The following is a 15,311-nucleotide window of genomic DNA, read 5'->3' as shown; positions in this document are numbered from 1 at the left end:
ATGCCGGGGAATGGAGGAACCTATGAAAAAGAACATTACGAAAAAAGCAGCCGTATTTCTGCTGTCTACCATCGTAGCAGCTCAGTCAGGACTGTCTGTACAGGCTGCAGCTTTAACAGAAGGAAGCTGGGAACAGACCAGTTCCGGATGGAAGTTTTTAAATCGTGACCGTCAGCCATATACGGGCTGGATCCACACAGCATCAGGCTGGTATTATCTGAATATGGAAGACGGAAGTCTGGTAACAGGCTGGAAGAATATCAATATCTGTTGATGAACATTCCTTATGCAGACTTTTATGACAGTGAAGTAAAAGGAAATGATGAGGATGTAGATGCCGTTTCTTCTGCAACTTTAAATAAAACAAGAACAGGAAGCCTGGTTGGTGGTTCCTATCATGAAGACCCAGAAGGAAGCGAGATCCGTGGTGTTACATTCCCTGTAAGAGTAAAGAAAGGAACCGATCTTTCAAGTTTTAAGAAAGTAACGGATGAAGACTCTGTAGATATTACTGTTACAAACCGTGGACAGACAAACACTACAACTTACAAAGGAAAAGATGCTTTATTTGAAAACGAGGATTTTGCTTACTATGAATTAAGTGAGGTTCCTTCCTATTACAAAGAGCTGACAGTTTCCGGTGATGTACTGACATTCAGCGAAGTAAAGGGTACGGCTAAAAATGTAAGCGGTGTAAGTGCAACTGTATCAGCCAGCAGCTCTTATGGCGATTATCAGCTGTATATGACCGGACTTCCGGAGTCTCTGTCTAATGACAGCACAACTGTATATGGCGTAGTGATCCATACAAAAGAAGGTACTGATTATGGTATGCGTCATCTGGAAAATATCTGGCGCAAGACCAATATTGCCTGGGCAAGCGGTTTTACAGAGACAACTCATGGCAATGAACTGTCATCATATCACTATGAGTCTATGATGGGACAGAACATTACAGGTGTTACATATTATACCAGTGAAGGAACAATGGAGATCACATTTACAGATGCTGTGTATGTACCTGTAAAATTTGAACAGGAAATCTCCGTAGCAGAAGGCGCAAAAACAGATGATATTGATGTAGCTGTAAATGGACTGGATGCCCTTCCTGAGGACTATGACGCAAGATATACTGTTTCCGGACAGGACAATGATGACAGTGTCATGTTTACAGTAGTAAATGGAAAGATGACATGGACCGGCAGCCCGGTTGCAGGAAAGTATACTTTGAAGATTGAAGATCAGTCTGGAAAATATGCATCTGTAGAAGTTTCTTTTGTTTTAAGCACAAGCAATGTTCCAGTTCAGGTTCAGGCAAATGAAGATGGAAGCTATCAGCTGGCTGCAACAGAAAATGCAAGTGAAAATCAGGTTAAAGCATATGTAAAATCGATTACAGCCGTGAAGGTAGGAGATACTACCTACGCAGCAACCGGAAGAGGAGCTGTTAAGATCATCAAAGATGACGGTACCATTGATCTGTCTGCAAAAGCAAATGGTAAATATATCTTTGAAAGTGAAAAAGCTATCAACATTTCCATTACAGCAACAGGTTATCCACAGGTTGACGGAACTGTAACAGCACCGATCCGTTATCAGTATGTACTGATGAACATTCCATATGGTGAGTTCTATGCAAATGAACTGGAAAACAATGAGGTAGAAGTAGATGCTGTTTCTTCTGCAACTGCTAATACCACCCATAAGGCAAGTGACAAGTTATATTCTGCCGGTTCCTATCATTATGATCTGACCCAGATCAATGGTGTAACCTATCCTGTAAAGGCAAAGGCAGAGGATCTGAAGGACTTCACAGCAGTTGAAAGCAGCGATGATCTGTATCAGAACCAGGATCATGTTTACTATATCCTTTCTGAGAAGCCGGAGTATTACAAGACTCTTACTTCCGAAAATGGGGAGCTTTCCTTCAGCAAGGTAGTAACAGATCAGGAAGCAACGGAGTATAAAATCGATACAACTCTTAACACCAATGTAAAACATGGTGATTATGAGCTGACCATGAGCGGTCTGGGCGTATTAAACAGCAACGACACTACCGTATACGGAACCATCCTTCATACAACCAATAAGGCTGGAGAAACCGTAGATTACGGAATGCGTGTAGTTGAAAATATCTTCAAGAAGAAGGGACCGTTTGAACTGGGCTGGTCCAGCGGACTGATGAAGGTTGGAAATAAGGGTTGCACACTGAGCTATGAGCACTATGAGTCTATGATCGGCAACACCATTACCGGTTTTACCGCTTATACAGACCATGGCACCATTGAAGTAACCTTTGAGAATGGACTTTATGTTCCTGAGAAATTTGAAGGAGCAGACTTTAAGATAGCTGATGCCAGTGTAGAAGACTCTGCACAGATCACAGGTCTTGACCTCCCGGATGACTATGTTGCGGAGTATGTTGTAACAAATGCAGATGGAGAAGAAATGTCTGGTTTTGAAGTAAAGGGTGATACCATTACCTGGCCAGATGATACAGAGGCAGGAACCTATACTCTTACAGTCAGTGACAGCAATAACAAGTACTTCAGCTTCTCCACCAAGTTTGCACTCATCGGAAATGAGACACAGACAGGGGAAGCAGAAGTCAGCGTTGTAAACTCAAAGGGCACAGAGTTTGATAATTATACTGCAAAAGTCAGCGTTGTATATGATCCAGTTTCCGGAAAGATCGTATCTGTTGCAGATAACGCTACAGACTACGGTGACAACGATGATTTCTGGCGGCAGGCATTAGATGCTATGGTTTCCTGGCTGAAAGGAAAGACAGTTTCTGATCTGAAGGGCAAAGATGTAACAGAGATCGATGATGTATCTGGAGCAACCTGCACTGCAAAGGGAATTAAAAATGCAGTATTAACAGCATTAGGAGCTGAGCCTGATACACAGTCTGCAGAGCTGGCAGCAATTATGGTTTCTGCTGCTCCTGCGGAAGTTAAATTCTACAAGAACGAAGAAGTTGTAAAGACCGTAGAAGTAGATGTAAATGAGTTAGATGCACTGGGAAGCCTTGAGATCCTGGATGTAGCTCTGGATCCTAAGTACGAGGAAGACTGGAATGAATTTACAGTAGTTGTTGTAGATGAAGAAGGCAACGAACTGGAGAACGAAGCAACTGTTGTAGATGATACATTTACAGTGATCCTTGCAGACGGAAGAGAGATCGTCATCAGCTTTAACTTCGACACGGAAGAAAAGAAAGCAGCAGAAGAAGTTTCTGCAGCTGACAAGGCAGAAGAAGTTTCTGACTCAGAGGTTTCTGATCCGGAAGATACTGAAAATGAAGTAAAAGAGGAAGAAAAGGCAGATGATCCTTCTTCTGATGAAGAAAATGAGGATGCTGACGCAGCAGATGATCAGGATACCGAAGAGAAGGAAGATACTGAGGAAGCAGAAGACAAGTCCGATGAGTCTGAAGAAAATGAGGATTCCACAGAAGATGCAGCTTCTGATGATAAAGAAGATGCACTGGAGGTCCCGGAAGTAGGTGAGTCTACAGAAGGTACCACTGTAGAAGAAACAGAAACTCTTTCTAAAGATGGCGAATAATCAGACTGCGATCAAAAAATAGTAAATTTTATGCAGGGCTTTTGGAAAAATTCTCCGAAAGCCCTGTATTTGCAGGAGAAGCGGAATGATCACATCCCAGACCAATAAACCATATGAAGGCAAGATCCGTATTACCGTTGTAAACGGAAAAATAGCCAAGATTGTTGATAATGGAACCGTACCGGTAGCTCTTCAGGATGAAGTATACTGGGATTATCTTTTCCCAAGCAGCAGCTTTACAGGCATTTCAACGAAATTTGCCGGCAAAGACCTGTCTGGTCTGATCGATGCAAAGACCACTCCAGGCGGAGGCGATGAATATGCAGCAGACGCAGTAAGCCGTGCGACTATTTCCACAGACGCAATGAAATATGCTGCGATCCAGGCACTTCAGGGTGAGCCGGTAGAGTCAAGTGATGAGAAGTTCTTGCTCCAAAGATCACCAGCAAATATGGATTTTACAGCAGCCCAAGCTCTACGATCTATATGAATATTGATAAGGCGGAGAATACAACGGTCCGTTACACAGAAGATGGAACAGATCCAGATGCTTCCAGCACAAAGGCAGAAACAAATTCTGTATCATTTTACAGCAATACTCCGGAATTCAAAGAAGTACGTTTTGCAGCCTTTGATGAAGAAGGAAACCGCAGCAAGGTAGTGACTGTATGGTGCTGCTTTATGAAGAAAGGACCGGCTGTATTAGAGCGTGGAAGTTATTCAGCAGAAGTGGATGGAATTACAGCATCTGTTGATGTAAATTATTCCGGTTATATCTCATCAATTCAGTTAGATGAGGCATCACAGGAAAAATACAGTGAATTCCTTACAGAATTGCTGGCACATGTATATTATGAGCAGTCAGCAGATATTGAAACACTGTCGCAGTATGAGGAAGAAGGCCAGAAGGAAGTACTTTCTGCTGTGGGAGCAGCGATTAAAAAGGCGATCAGCGCAACTCCTGTATTTACAGTAGACCCGGTAAAGGGAACTTCCAGTACAAGATACGGAACCTATGAATTTGAGGAAAAGCCGGTGGCAACCATCAGCTGCCTGGTAGAAGGCACAGAGATCTATTATTACATAACAGATACTTCTTCTACTGTAAAACCGGATAAGGATACCTGGACCAAATACGAAGGACCCGTGTCTGTTTTATTTGATAATGAAAAGGGCGGTTCCAAGTATCTCTGGGCAGCAACAACTACAGATGATGGTGAAAACTGGCTGAAATCAGCTGGAATGCAACCACTTATGCAAACGGCTATAATTTCACAGCAGGAGAAAATGTAACCTGCTCTTCTACAAAAGACATTTATGCCGGTTCTGCATCTGGAACAGCGCAGGCAAAGGGAGAAGATAACACCTGCTATATCACTCTGTCATCAGGCAAGTTCTATGTATATGGAACAGGCGCAGCTGGCAGCACAATGGAAGGTGATGTAGAAGTCCTTGCAGAGAAAGAAGCACAGCTTCAGTTTGCAGGAACAAAGGGCAAGTCTGAATTAAATGGTGATTTTACAGTTACGGTTGACGCTACAGAGGGAAATGCAGCTTTAAGTTCTTCCTATGGACGTACTTCATCAGGAACTGTTTCAGGAGAGTTTACTCTGACTATCAAAGGAGCTCCGAAGCTTTCAGGAACTATTTATGCAGTTCAGTATAATTCTTCCGCAAGCTGGGGCACTCTGGATGTAACAGAGGCAGAACTTGAAGAGCTGGGACTGGATACTCTTGAGAAGCTGAACAAGAAGTTCCAGGGCTTTGAGACTGTAAACAGCGAATTTGATGAGGAAGACGAAAAGGAAGAGGCTGCTGCAGAGCTTTTGGCAAAGGCGAAAGAAAATGAGCAGGAAGACAGCCAGGAGAAAAAAGAAACAGAGACTGTGATCCCGGCAGAAGATCCTGAGACAGAAGACAAAGAAGAGGCTGAGAATAAGTCTGAAAATGAGCTTGAAGATGAAGATAAGTCCAATGAAGATAGATCCGATGCAGCAGAAGATGTAAAAGAAGAGGATAAATCTGCCTAGCAAGTTTGATGCCAAAAAAGATTAGTATAAGGCAAAAAAATTTAGTCTTCAAATCCATTGAAAATTTATGCAAGGTATATTATAATGCTATCAATTTGGGCAGAAATCCATAGCGGCGCACACATACGGAAATGAAAACGGATGTCAAGCTTGCTTGTAAGTCCGTTTTTGTTTCCGTATGTGTACATCGGATGGACCATCCGATGCTTCTTGAAAGACGAAGACTTTCAAGAAGATGGCGCTGCGTAAAATGCTTTCCACGCTGTATCACAGCCGTGGAAAACGGATGCTCTCTCCCAACACACAACATAAGAAAGGACAGGTATTCCCCCTATGAAAGCATACCTTATATTGGAAGACGGCACTGTGTACACTGGTACCAGTATTGGTTCCCAGCGTGAAGTGATCAGCGAGATCGTTTTTAACACATCTATGACCGGTTATCTGGAAGTATTAACTGATCCGTCATACGCAGGACAGGCCGTTGTTATGACCTATCCTCTGATCGGTAATTATGGAATCTGTCGTCAGGATATGGAGTCTTTAAAGCCCTGGCCAGATGGTTATATTGTAAGAGAATTATCAAGGATCCCAAGCAACTTCCGTTGCGAAGACACAATTCAGAATTTCTTAGAAGAAAATGATATTCCTGGTATCTGTGGTATCGATACAAGAGCCCTCACAAAGTTATTAAGAGAAAAAGGTACAATGAACGGTATGATCACGACAAAAGAGTATTCAGACCTGTCTGAGCCTATCAGCCGTATGAAAGCCTATACAGTAGCCGGTGTTGTTATGGCTACTACAACCAAAGAAAAATACGTTCTTCCAGGAAATGGAAAGAAAGTAGCTTTAATGGATTTCGGCGCAAAGAAGAACATTGCCCGTTCCTTAAATGAAAGAGGCTGCGAAGTTACCGTATATCCGGCAGATACACCTGCAGAAGAAGTGCTGGCAGCAAACCCGGACGGCATCATGCTTTCCAATGGCCCTGGTGATCCAAAGGAAAATGTTGAGATCATCAAAGAGATCAAAAAAATGTATGACTCCAATGTACCGATCTTTGCAATCTGCCTGGGACATCAGTTAATGGCACTGGCAAACGGTATGGATACCTACAAATTAAAATACGGCCACAGAGGCGGAAATCATCCTGTAAAAGATCTGGAGACCGGAAGAGTTTACATTTCTTCCCAGAACCATGGTTACGCAGTAGATACCAACACTGTAAAGCCTGAGATCGCAGTTCCTGCATTTGTCAATGTAAATGACGGAACCAACGAAGGTTTAAAATACACAGGAAAGAACATTTTCACGGTACAGTATCACCCGGAAGCATGCCCTGGACCACAGGACTCCGGATACTTATTTGACCGTTTCCTTAAAATGATGGAGGTAAATGACTGATGCCAAAGAATCCTGAAATTAAAAAAGTACTGGTTTTAGGCTCCGGCCCGATCGTAATCGGACAGGCAGCAGAATTTGACTATGCAGGTACACAGGCCTGCCGTTCTTTAAAAGAAGAAGGGATCGAAGTTGTCCTTTTAAACTCCAACCCGGCTACCATCATGACCGACAAGGACATTGCAGACCGTGTATACATTGAGCCATTAACCGTAGAAGTAGTAGAACAGCTGATCTTAAAAGAAAAGCCGGACAGCATTCTGCCAACCCTTGGCGGACAGGCCGGATTAAACCTTGCAATGGAACTGGAAGACGCAGGATTCTTAGAGAAGCACAATGTGCGCCTCATCGGTACCACTGCTCTTACCATTAAAAAAGCAGAAGACCGTGAAATGTTCAAGGAGACCATGGAAAAGATCGGTGAGCCGGTTGCACCTTCTGACATTGTAGAAGATGTAAAACATGGTCTGGAAGTAGCAGCACAGATCGGTTACCCGGTAGTTCTTCGTCCTGCTTATACACTGGGCGGTTCCGGCGGCGGTATTGCACAGAATCCGGAGCAGTGTGCTGAGATCCTGGAAAATGGTCTCCGTTTATCCCGTGTAGGACAGGTTTTAGTAGAGCGTTGCATCGCAGGCTGGAAAGAGATCGAATACGAAGTAATGCGTGACGGTGCAGGAAACGTGATCACCGTCTGCAACATGGAAAACCTGGACCCGGTTGGCGTTCATACAGGTGACAGTATTGTTGTGGCTCCTTCCCAGACATTAGGGGATAAAGAGTACCAGATGCTGCGTACTTCTGCATTAAATATCATCAGCGAACTGGGCATCACCGGCGGCTGCAACGTACAGTATGCTTTAAATCCAGACAGCTTTGAATACTGCGTAATTGAGGTAAATCCTCGTGTAAGCCGTTCTTCCGCACTGGCATCTAAGGCAACTGGATATCCGATCGCAAAAGTAGCTGCAAAGATCGCTTTAGGATATACTCTGGATGAGATCAAAAATGCAGTAACAAAGAAAACTTATGCAAGTTTTGAGCCAATGCTTGACTACTGCGTAGTAAAGATGCCAAGACTTCCATTTGATAAGTTTATAAGCGCCAAGAGAGCCTTAGGAACCCAGATGAAGGCAACTGGTGAGGTCATGAGTATCTGCACCAACTTTGAGGGCGCCCTGATGAAGGCCATCCGTTCCCTGGAGCAGCATGTAGACTGCCTGATGTCCTATGACTTTACCGGACTTTCCTATACAGGACTGGTAAAAGAGCTGGAGATCGTAGACGATATGCGTATCTGGAGAATTGCAGAGGCTCTGCGCCGCGGCTTCCCATATGAGCTGATCCATGAGATCACCCGTATCGATATCTGGTTTATTGACAAGCTGGCTATCCTGGTAGAAATGGAGAAAGAATTAAAGGCAGTAGGCGAAGGAAAGAAAGAGCTTACTACAGAGCTCCTTGCAGAAGCAAAACGCATTGAGTTCCCTGATAATGTAATTTCCCGTCTTACCGGTATTCCTCAGGAAGAGATCAAGAAGCAGCGTTATGACAATGGCATCCGCGCTGCATACAAAATGGTTGATACCTGTGCAGCTGAGTTTGCTGCAGAGACACCATATTATTACTCCTGCTTTGGAAGCTTCAATGAGGCTGAAAAGACAGAAGGAAGAAAGAAAGTCCTGGTTCTTGGTTCCGGCCCGATCCGTATTGGACAGGGAATCGAGTTTGACTTCTGTTCTGTACACAGTACCTGGGCCTTCAGCAAAGAAGGATATGAGACCATTATCATCAACAATAACCCGGAGACTGTAAGTACAGACTTCGATATTGCAGATAAGCTGTATTTCGAGCCTTTAACACCAGAAGATGTAGAGAGCATTGTAGATATTGAAAAGCCAGACGGAGCAGTAGTACAGTTTGGTGGGCAGACTGCTATTAAGCTGACTGAAGCTCTGATGAAAATGGGTGTGCCTATCCTTGGTACAGCGGCAGAAGATGTAGATGCAGCAGAGGATAGGGAACGCTTTGATGAGATCCTGGAGCAGTGCCATATACCGAGACCTGCAGGACATACTGTATTTACCGCAGAAGAGGCAAAGAAAGCAGCGAATGCTTTAGGATATCCTGTTTTAGTACGCCCTTCCTATGTACTTGGCGGACAGGGCATGCAGATCGCTATCTGCGATGAAGATATTGATGAATTTATCGGTATCATCAACCAGATCGCCCAGGAGCATCCGATCCTGGTAGATAAGTACGTTATGGGCAAGGAAATCGAGGTAGATGCTATCTGTGACGGAACCGATATCCTGATCCCTGGTATCATGCAGCATATTGAACGTACCGGTATCCACTCCGGAGACAGTATTTCCGTATATCCGGCACAGGATATTACACAGCATAATGTTGACACCATTGTGGAATACACAGAAAAACTGGCTAAGGCCCTTCATGTAAAGGGAATGATCAATATCCAGTTTATTGTAGACGGGGATGACGTATACATCATCGAGGTAAACCCACGTTCTTCCCGTACCGTACCATATATCAGCAAGGTAACCGGTATCCCGATCGTTCCTCTTGCAACCCAGATCATCTGCGGACATACCATTAAGGAACTGGGCTACAATCCGGGACTGCAGCCGGCAGCTGATTATATCGCTGTTAAGATGCCTGTATTCTCCTTTGAAAAGATCCGCGGCGCAGATATCAGCCTTGGACCGGAAATGAAGTCTACCGGTGAGTGCCTTGGTATCGCTAAGACCTTTAACGAGGCTCTTTACAAGGCATTTGAGGGCGCTGGCATCCGTCTGCCGAAGTATAAGAAGATGATCATGACCATCAGAAAGAATGAGCAGGAAGAGGCAGTGGATATTGCCCGCAGATTTGCAAATGTAGGCTACCAGATCTTTGCTACCAAGGGAACTGCAAGAACCTTAAATGAGCATGGAGTAAAGGCCTTTGAGATCCGCAAACTGGAGCAGGAGTCCCCGAATATCCTTGACCTGGTATTAGGACATCAGATCGACCTGATCATCGATATCCCGGCACAGGGCGCAGAAAGAAGCCATGACGGCTTTGTGATCCGCCGTAATGCCATTGAGACAGGTGTAAATGTACTTACAGCCCTTGACACAGCAAGAGCTCTTGTAACAAGCCTTGAGAACCGTGCAAAAGAGCTGACACTGGTGGATATTGCAACTGTGAAGAATGCATAAGTGTGAATAAATATAAATTTCGCCTAAGAGGCGGGATTATAATGAAATGTGAGAGAGGACCCGCGCCAGGCGCGGGTTCACTTGTGCAGACGTGCAGTGGAAGAAAAACTGCCGGTGACAGGTTCTTTAAACGAAAGAAAAGCACATGGAAGCAGGTTTTAAATGCCTGTGTTCATGTGCTTTTTGTGTTTTATGATGTTGTATTGTAAATTCACGAACCCTGTATTTTCACACTCAACTGCCTGCAGCAGCAGGCGGTTTGTCGGTTAATGGTTTGAGAAAATTATGCCACAGAAACGTCACTTGCATACTTCTCCGGATGATTGACCGGATAAGTCACTTTGCGGCCTTCTAACACCTCTGTAATGCCCAGAGCGGCCTGATAAGACAGCCGTTCCATAGCCTGCTTGCTTAAACCTGCAATATGTGGCGTTGCAATTACCTGATCCATGTGCAGCAGCGGGTCGTCTGCATCTGGGATCTCACCTTCAAATACATCCAGTGCAGCCCCTGCCAGACGGTTGGAAAGCAGCAGTTCCCTTAAAGCAGCCTGGTCGACTACTTCACCACGACCAAGGTTTAAAAGATACGCATCTGGTTTCATAAGTTCCAGCTTTTCACAGCTTACCAGATGGAAGGTATCTTTTGTATATGGCAGATGAATAGAAAGAAAATCGGAATTCCGGATCACTTTGTCCAGATCACTTGTAAGAATGCCATAGTCCGCGCAGATATCTCCTGGAAGGTTTCTGCGGTATCCTAACACTTTCATTCCAAAGCCATAGGAAGCTTTTCTGGCAACTGCAGTGCCGATCCGTCCCATTCCAAGTACCCCTAAGGTCTTTCCTTCCAGATCAAAGGTAGTAATCTGTGGGCGGATGCTCCAGCCTTCTTTGCGTAAGCCGTCACGGCTTTGTGGAAGCTTCTTTGCAAGGCTTAAGATCAGTCCAAGGGTAAATTCTGCAACAGAACCGCTGTTGGCGTCAGCTGCGTTTGTTACCTGGATGCCCAGCCGTTCGGCAGCTTCTACATCAATACAGTCTACACCGGCACCATGCATGCCGATGACCTGCAGCTTCGGGCAGGAATTTAAAACACGTTCTGTAAAATGACCATTTCTTGTAAGAACGCCGTCTGCGTCATGTGCCTCTCTCATAAGGGTCTCTTCGTCATATCCGGTGCCCATGACCACCTGGTATCCATGGTCCTGAAGCAGAGTAATGCCTGCAGGGTCTACAGCTTCTGTGATTAAAATTTTTTTGCTCATATACATTACCTCCTACCGGAAAAATCTTCTGAAAACAATGACCAGAACTGGCCGATCAACTTCATTTGCCAATAGTCTAGCGAAAAGTCGTCTCTAAAACAAGTTGCAAACTGTACACCAAATGCGTATAATAATGGACATATTGTACATCTTACTGTTTTCACATGGACACATTTCAACTTGCAGGTATCCGGAAAGGAGCACACTATGGCATTTCTTGTAAAAGACCTGGTGGACCGGCAGATCTTTGGCGGAGTCAGGCTGGTAGCAGGCGTTTTAAATGTTTCAAACCCTATTTTATGGGTCAATGTAATGGAAATACTGGACACTCCCAGATCTTTAAATGAGGGTGAGTTAGTGGTGTCTACCGGATATGGCCTGGAGGATCAGTCTCTTCATAAGGACCTGATCCACCAGCTGAAAAAAAGAGGGGTCAGCGGTCTGGCGATCCAGCCGGGCTATTATATCGATCAGATCCCGGAATACATTATAGAAGACGCAAACAAAGAAGGGCTGCCGGTGCTGGAGCTGCCGGAACGGCTGTCATTTTCAGAGATCCTTCATGTGCTTATGGATCAGATCACGGAAAACAATCTTATTTCCAGAAAGCTGGTCCAGGGACTGGACACACTGCGCATTGCACTTGGAAAAAAATTAAATATCAGTGAAAAGAAACTATTTGAAAAAGAACAGCAGGTATATCTTTTTCTCATCTGCCTTACAGGAAAAAACAGCCGGGACGAGGAAAGTCTCCGGCAGGGAATGGGAAAAGTAGGCTCTTTTCTTTCTTCTATGTCAAAAACCTGTATTGGTGAGACCTTGCCAGATGGAACCGGTATGTTTCTGGCGCCCTTTTCCGATGGAGAAGCATTTACAGATGCCATGTATGATTTCAGCATTTTCCTTACCTTTCTTTCGGAAAATGAAGAGATCAACTTTTATGTAGGTGCCCAGCCTTTAAAAGAAAGCAGGGATCTGCCTGACTGCGTAAAAGAAGCCTACGATCATATCTGTTTGCTGGACCGGATCGGGGCAAAACGGGGGATCTGTACCTTTGATAACCGACTTTTAGTGGAACTTCTTGGGACGCTTCATCAAAATGAGTATTCTATTGTATTGGGAAACCAGGCATTACAGAAACTCTTGGACCATGACCGGTATAATCACACAGGCTATGTACATACCATCCGTATCTATCTGGCACACAACTGCAATGCTACGAAAACAGCGGAACATCTGTACATCCACCGCCATACACTGATGAAGCGGCTGCAGAATATTTCCGCTCTCTGCGGCATTAATTTTACGGATTATTACATGCGTGTATACATGTCTTTAGCCATTCTGATCCATGATTATTTTACTTATTGATCCATAGGGGCTGCAAAATATTTCAGAGGGTGAAACGAATTTTTTTACCAAAACTTTAGTAAAAAAACTTGACATCACCTAAAAACTGGTGTATCATTCGACACATCAAAAATAAATAAGCAAACGGAGCCGAAAAGGCATAAATGATTTCAAAGAGGAAATTCAGAACAATAGTCTGAGTTTCCTCTTTTGTTTTACCTGAAATCTTCCCGGCGGACCGCCGGGAGCGGTAGTTATCATTTGTTTTCAAGGCTCTGGGCAAGGAGGAAATGATTATGAAAAAAGGTTATGTGTATGCAATGATGGCTGCAGTTGCAGCAATGACAGTTTCCGGGTGTTCTTCCTCTTCTTCCGCACCGGCTTCTACAGCAGCGGAAAGCAAAACTGAAGCAGCAGCTTCTTCAGAAAGCGGCACTACTGCAGCGGACACATCTGATGTAAAGGCAGCGGTGGATACCATTAAATTCGGTCTGGTAGCTCCTCTTTCCGGTGATAACGGTGCTTATGGTACCAAGCAGGAAAAAGGTTATGAGCTGGCAATGGAAGAGATCAACGCAGCTGGCGGTGTGTTAGGAGCCAAGTTAGAGTTGGAAACATATGATGACGGCGGTGATGCTTCTACAGCAGCCAACGGAGCACAGAAGTTTGCAGATGATGACTCCATTCTGGCAATCGGCGGTTCCTGCCTTACCTCCTGTACAGCAGCCATGCTTCCTATTACAGGGGATGCAGAGATGCCTCAGTTGGTAGTAAGCTCCAGTGCAAAATCTTTAACAGGCATCAGTGATTATTTCTTCCGTATGGCGGTTCAGGATGCGGCAGTTGGTCCTCAGATCGCAAACCAGTTTACAAAAATGGGCAAGACCAAAGCAGTTACCCTTTACTGCAACAACGATTACGGCTCTGGTTTAAAGGACAGCTTCAATGCACAGTTTGAAGCAAACGGCGGACAGGTTCTTGACTCCGTACCTTATCAGGCAACTGACCAGGATTTCGCAGCGATCCTTACTACTGTAAAGAGCCTTGATCCTGACTGTATCGCTCTTTGCGGAACTACAACAGACGGAGCACTGATCATCAAGCAGGCAAGACAGATGGGAATTGAAGCACCGATCATGGGACAGCCTGGACTTTACAGCCAGAATGTCATCGACATCGCAGGAGATGCTTCTGAAGGCCTTCTTTGCAGCGGCGTATTCGTAGCAGCAGGCGCAGATGAAAAGGGACAGGAATTCGTAACCAAGTACGGCGAAAAGTACAGCGGTGAAGTTCCGGACGGATTTGCAGCATTAGCTTATGACCAGATGTATGTACTGGCAGATGCAGCAGAAAGAGCCATGAAGGAAAACGGCGGTGAACTTACAAGACAGACTCTTGCAGAAGCATTAAAGGCAACTGAGTATGAAGGCGTTACCGGTACCGTTACCTTTGATGACAACGGTGACTGGGTAAGAGATTACCTGACACTGACTGTAAAAGACGGAAAGTATGTATTATATGAAGAGTAATTCTTCAGGAAAATAGATCAAAACAGTACAGGTGGTGACAATATGTTGGTATTTTTGCAGCAGGTTATAAATGGTCTGGCACAGGGAGGTATCTACTCCCTGATCGCCATAGGCTGGACAACGGTATTTGGAATTGTAGGAGTCATTAACTGGACCCACGGTGAGATCTATATGCTGGGTGCATATACAGGTTATTTTGTAACAACTTATCTGGGACTTCCGCTGATTCCTGCGCTTCTCATTTCCATGGCAGCCGGAGCACTGATCGCAATGGCAGTAGACCAGTTTGGCTATAAGCCATTAAGAAAGAAAGGGGTTCTGGCAGCAACCGGATTTATTACCGCTTTAGGTATTTCCACGATCCTGCGCTATACTGCCAACGCTGTATTTACAGTCAACCCCAAAGCGTATCCACAGCTGGTAGACCAGAAACTGATCACCATCTGTACTATTTCAGGTCAGCCATTAACCATCAGCTCCCTTCATTTATATATCCTCATTGGAACCATTATCATCATGGTATGTCTGGAGCTGTTTATCAAGCATACTCTTACAGGAAAGGCTATGTTGGCTGCTTCCCAGGATATGCAGACCTTAGGCCTTATGGGTGTTAATGCAGAAAAGCTGATCAAAGTTACCTTTGCGATCAGCGGTGCCCTTGGAGCAGCAGCCGGTTTCTTTATTGGTACCATCTACGCCATTAACCCAACCATGGGTGCTTTAGCAGGTCTTAAAGGCTGGTCCTGTGCCATCCTTGGAGGAATCGGAAGCATCACAGGCTCCCTGGTAGGCGGTATTATCCTTGGAATTGTAGAAAACCTGACAGCAGGCTTTATTTCCACTGGTTATAAGGATGCCATTGGATTTGCGGTAATGATCCTGGTACTTCTCATTAAGCCTTCAGGACTTATGGGATATAAATTTGAAGAGAAAGTTTAAG

General features: G+C 44.6%; 11 protein-coding genes. 10 read left to right on the top strand and 1 reads right to left on the bottom strand.

Going from position 1 to position 15,311, the window contains the following annotated elements:
* Positions 1–22 precede the first annotated feature (22 nt).
* From DW251_RS00575 to carB, 7 genes are all read left to right on the top strand, one after another.
* Positions 23–274, top strand: a complete 252-nt coding sequence (locus DW251_RS00575) for a hypothetical protein (RefSeq protein WP_118299925.1) — start codon at positions 23–25, stop codon at positions 272–274.
* Positions 274–3,570 carry an FMN-binding protein gene (locus DW251_RS00570; protein ID WP_118299924.1) on the top strand — a complete coding sequence of 1,099 codons (3,297 nt, stop codon included), beginning with the start codon at positions 274–276 and terminating at the stop codon, positions 3,568–3,570. Before DW251_RS00575 ends, DW251_RS00570 begins: the two co-directional genes overlap by 1 nt.
* Before the next feature lie 85 nt (positions 3,571–3,655).
* Positions 3,656–4,060 carry an FMN-binding protein gene (locus DW251_RS00565; RefSeq protein WP_118299923.1) on the top strand — a complete coding sequence of 135 codons (405 nt, stop codon included), beginning with the start codon at positions 3,656–3,658 and terminating at the stop codon, positions 4,058–4,060.
* Complete coding sequence (locus DW251_RS00560) at positions 4,057–4,863, top strand: chitobiase/beta-hexosaminidase C-terminal domain-containing protein (protein ID WP_118299922.1); 807 nt, start codon at positions 4,057–4,059, stop codon at positions 4,861–4,863. Before DW251_RS00565 ends, DW251_RS00560 begins: the two co-directional genes overlap by 4 nt.
* A gap of 137 nt (positions 4,864–5,000) precedes the next feature.
* Entirely contained in the window at positions 5,001–5,600 is a 600-nt protein-coding gene (locus tag DW251_RS00555; protein ID WP_118299921.1) for a hypothetical protein, read from the top strand.
* Between the two features lie 333 nt (positions 5,601–5,933).
* The gene (locus DW251_RS00550) at positions 5,934–7,007 is read left to right on the top strand and encodes a carbamoyl phosphate synthase small subunit (RefSeq protein WP_118299920.1); all 1,074 of its coding nucleotides are present in this window, start codon (positions 5,934–5,936) and stop codon (positions 7,005–7,007) included.
* Entirely contained in the window at positions 7,007–10,225 is a 3,219-nt protein-coding gene (gene carB, locus DW251_RS00545) for a carbamoyl-phosphate synthase large subunit (protein WP_118299919.1), read from the top strand. The genes DW251_RS00550 and carB overlap by 1 nt, the downstream gene beginning before the upstream one ends.
* Positions 10,226–10,508: 283 nt before the next feature.
* Here the strand turns inward: carB and DW251_RS00540 are convergent, their stop codons facing one another.
* On the bottom strand, positions 10,509–11,492 hold the full coding sequence (locus DW251_RS00540) for a hydroxyacid dehydrogenase (RefSeq protein ID WP_118299918.1): 984 nt from the start codon (positions 11,490–11,492) through the stop codon (positions 10,509–10,511).
* 207 nt (positions 11,493–11,699) lie between these two features.
* Here DW251_RS00540 and DW251_RS00535 point away from each other — a divergent pair, with 207 nt between their 5' ends.
* From DW251_RS00535 to DW251_RS00525, 3 genes are all read left to right on the top strand, one after another.
* Entirely contained in the window at positions 11,700–12,863 is a 1,164-nt protein-coding gene (locus DW251_RS00535; RefSeq protein ID WP_021871158.1) for a PucR family transcriptional regulator, read from the top strand.
* Between the two features lie 275 nt (positions 12,864–13,138).
* Positions 13,139–14,371, top strand: a complete 1,233-nt coding sequence (locus tag DW251_RS00530; RefSeq protein ID WP_021871159.1) for an ABC transporter substrate-binding protein — start codon at positions 13,139–13,141, stop codon at positions 14,369–14,371.
* 42 nt (positions 14,372–14,413) lie between these two features.
* Positions 14,414–15,310: a branched-chain amino acid ABC transporter permease gene (locus DW251_RS00525; protein WP_207663343.1), complete on the top strand. Its 897-nt coding sequence runs from the start codon at positions 14,414–14,416 to the stop codon at positions 15,308–15,310.
* The last annotated feature ends 1 nt before the right edge of the window (position 15,311 follow it).

This window comes from Clostridium sp. AM22-11AC (genome assembly GCF_003473545.1).
Lineage (GTDB): Bacteria > Bacillota > Clostridia > Lachnospirales > Lachnospiraceae > Enterocloster.
This window is presented reverse-complemented; position numbering and strand designations above follow the sequence as displayed.

Excerpts from the sequence above, each read along its gene's own strand:
- DW251_RS00575 (WP_118299925.1), top strand. The coding sequence starts at position 23 with ATGAAAAAGAACATTACGAAAAAAGCAGCCGTATTTCTGCTGTCTACC.
- DW251_RS00570 (WP_118299924.1), top strand. The coding sequence starts at position 274 with ATGAACATTCCTTATGCAGACTTTTATGACAGTGAAGTAAAAGGAAAT.
- DW251_RS00565 (WP_118299923.1), top strand. The coding sequence starts at position 3,656 with ATGATCACATCCCAGACCAATAAACCATATGAAGGCAAGATCCGTATT.
- DW251_RS00560 (WP_118299922.1), top strand. The coding sequence starts at position 4,057 with ATGAATATTGATAAGGCGGAGAATACAACGGTCCGTTACACAGAAGAT.
- DW251_RS00555 (WP_118299921.1), top strand. The coding sequence starts at position 5,001 with ATGGAAGGTGATGTAGAAGTCCTTGCAGAGAAAGAAGCACAGCTTCAG.
- DW251_RS00550 (WP_118299920.1), top strand. The coding sequence starts at position 5,934 with ATGAAAGCATACCTTATATTGGAAGACGGCACTGTGTACACTGGTACC.
- carB (WP_118299919.1), top strand. The coding sequence starts at position 7,007 with ATGCCAAAGAATCCTGAAATTAAAAAAGTACTGGTTTTAGGCTCCGGC.
- DW251_RS00540 (WP_118299918.1), bottom strand. The coding sequence starts at position 11,492 with ATGAGCAAAAAAATTTTAATCACAGAAGCTGTAGACCCTGCAGGCATT.
- DW251_RS00535 (WP_021871158.1), top strand. The coding sequence starts at position 11,700 with ATGGCATTTCTTGTAAAAGACCTGGTGGACCGGCAGATCTTTGGCGGA.
- DW251_RS00530 (WP_021871159.1), top strand. The coding sequence starts at position 13,139 with ATGAAAAAAGGTTATGTGTATGCAATGATGGCTGCAGTTGCAGCAATG.
- DW251_RS00525 (WP_207663343.1), top strand. The coding sequence starts at position 14,414 with ATGTTGGTATTTTTGCAGCAGGTTATAAATGGTCTGGCACAGGGAGGT.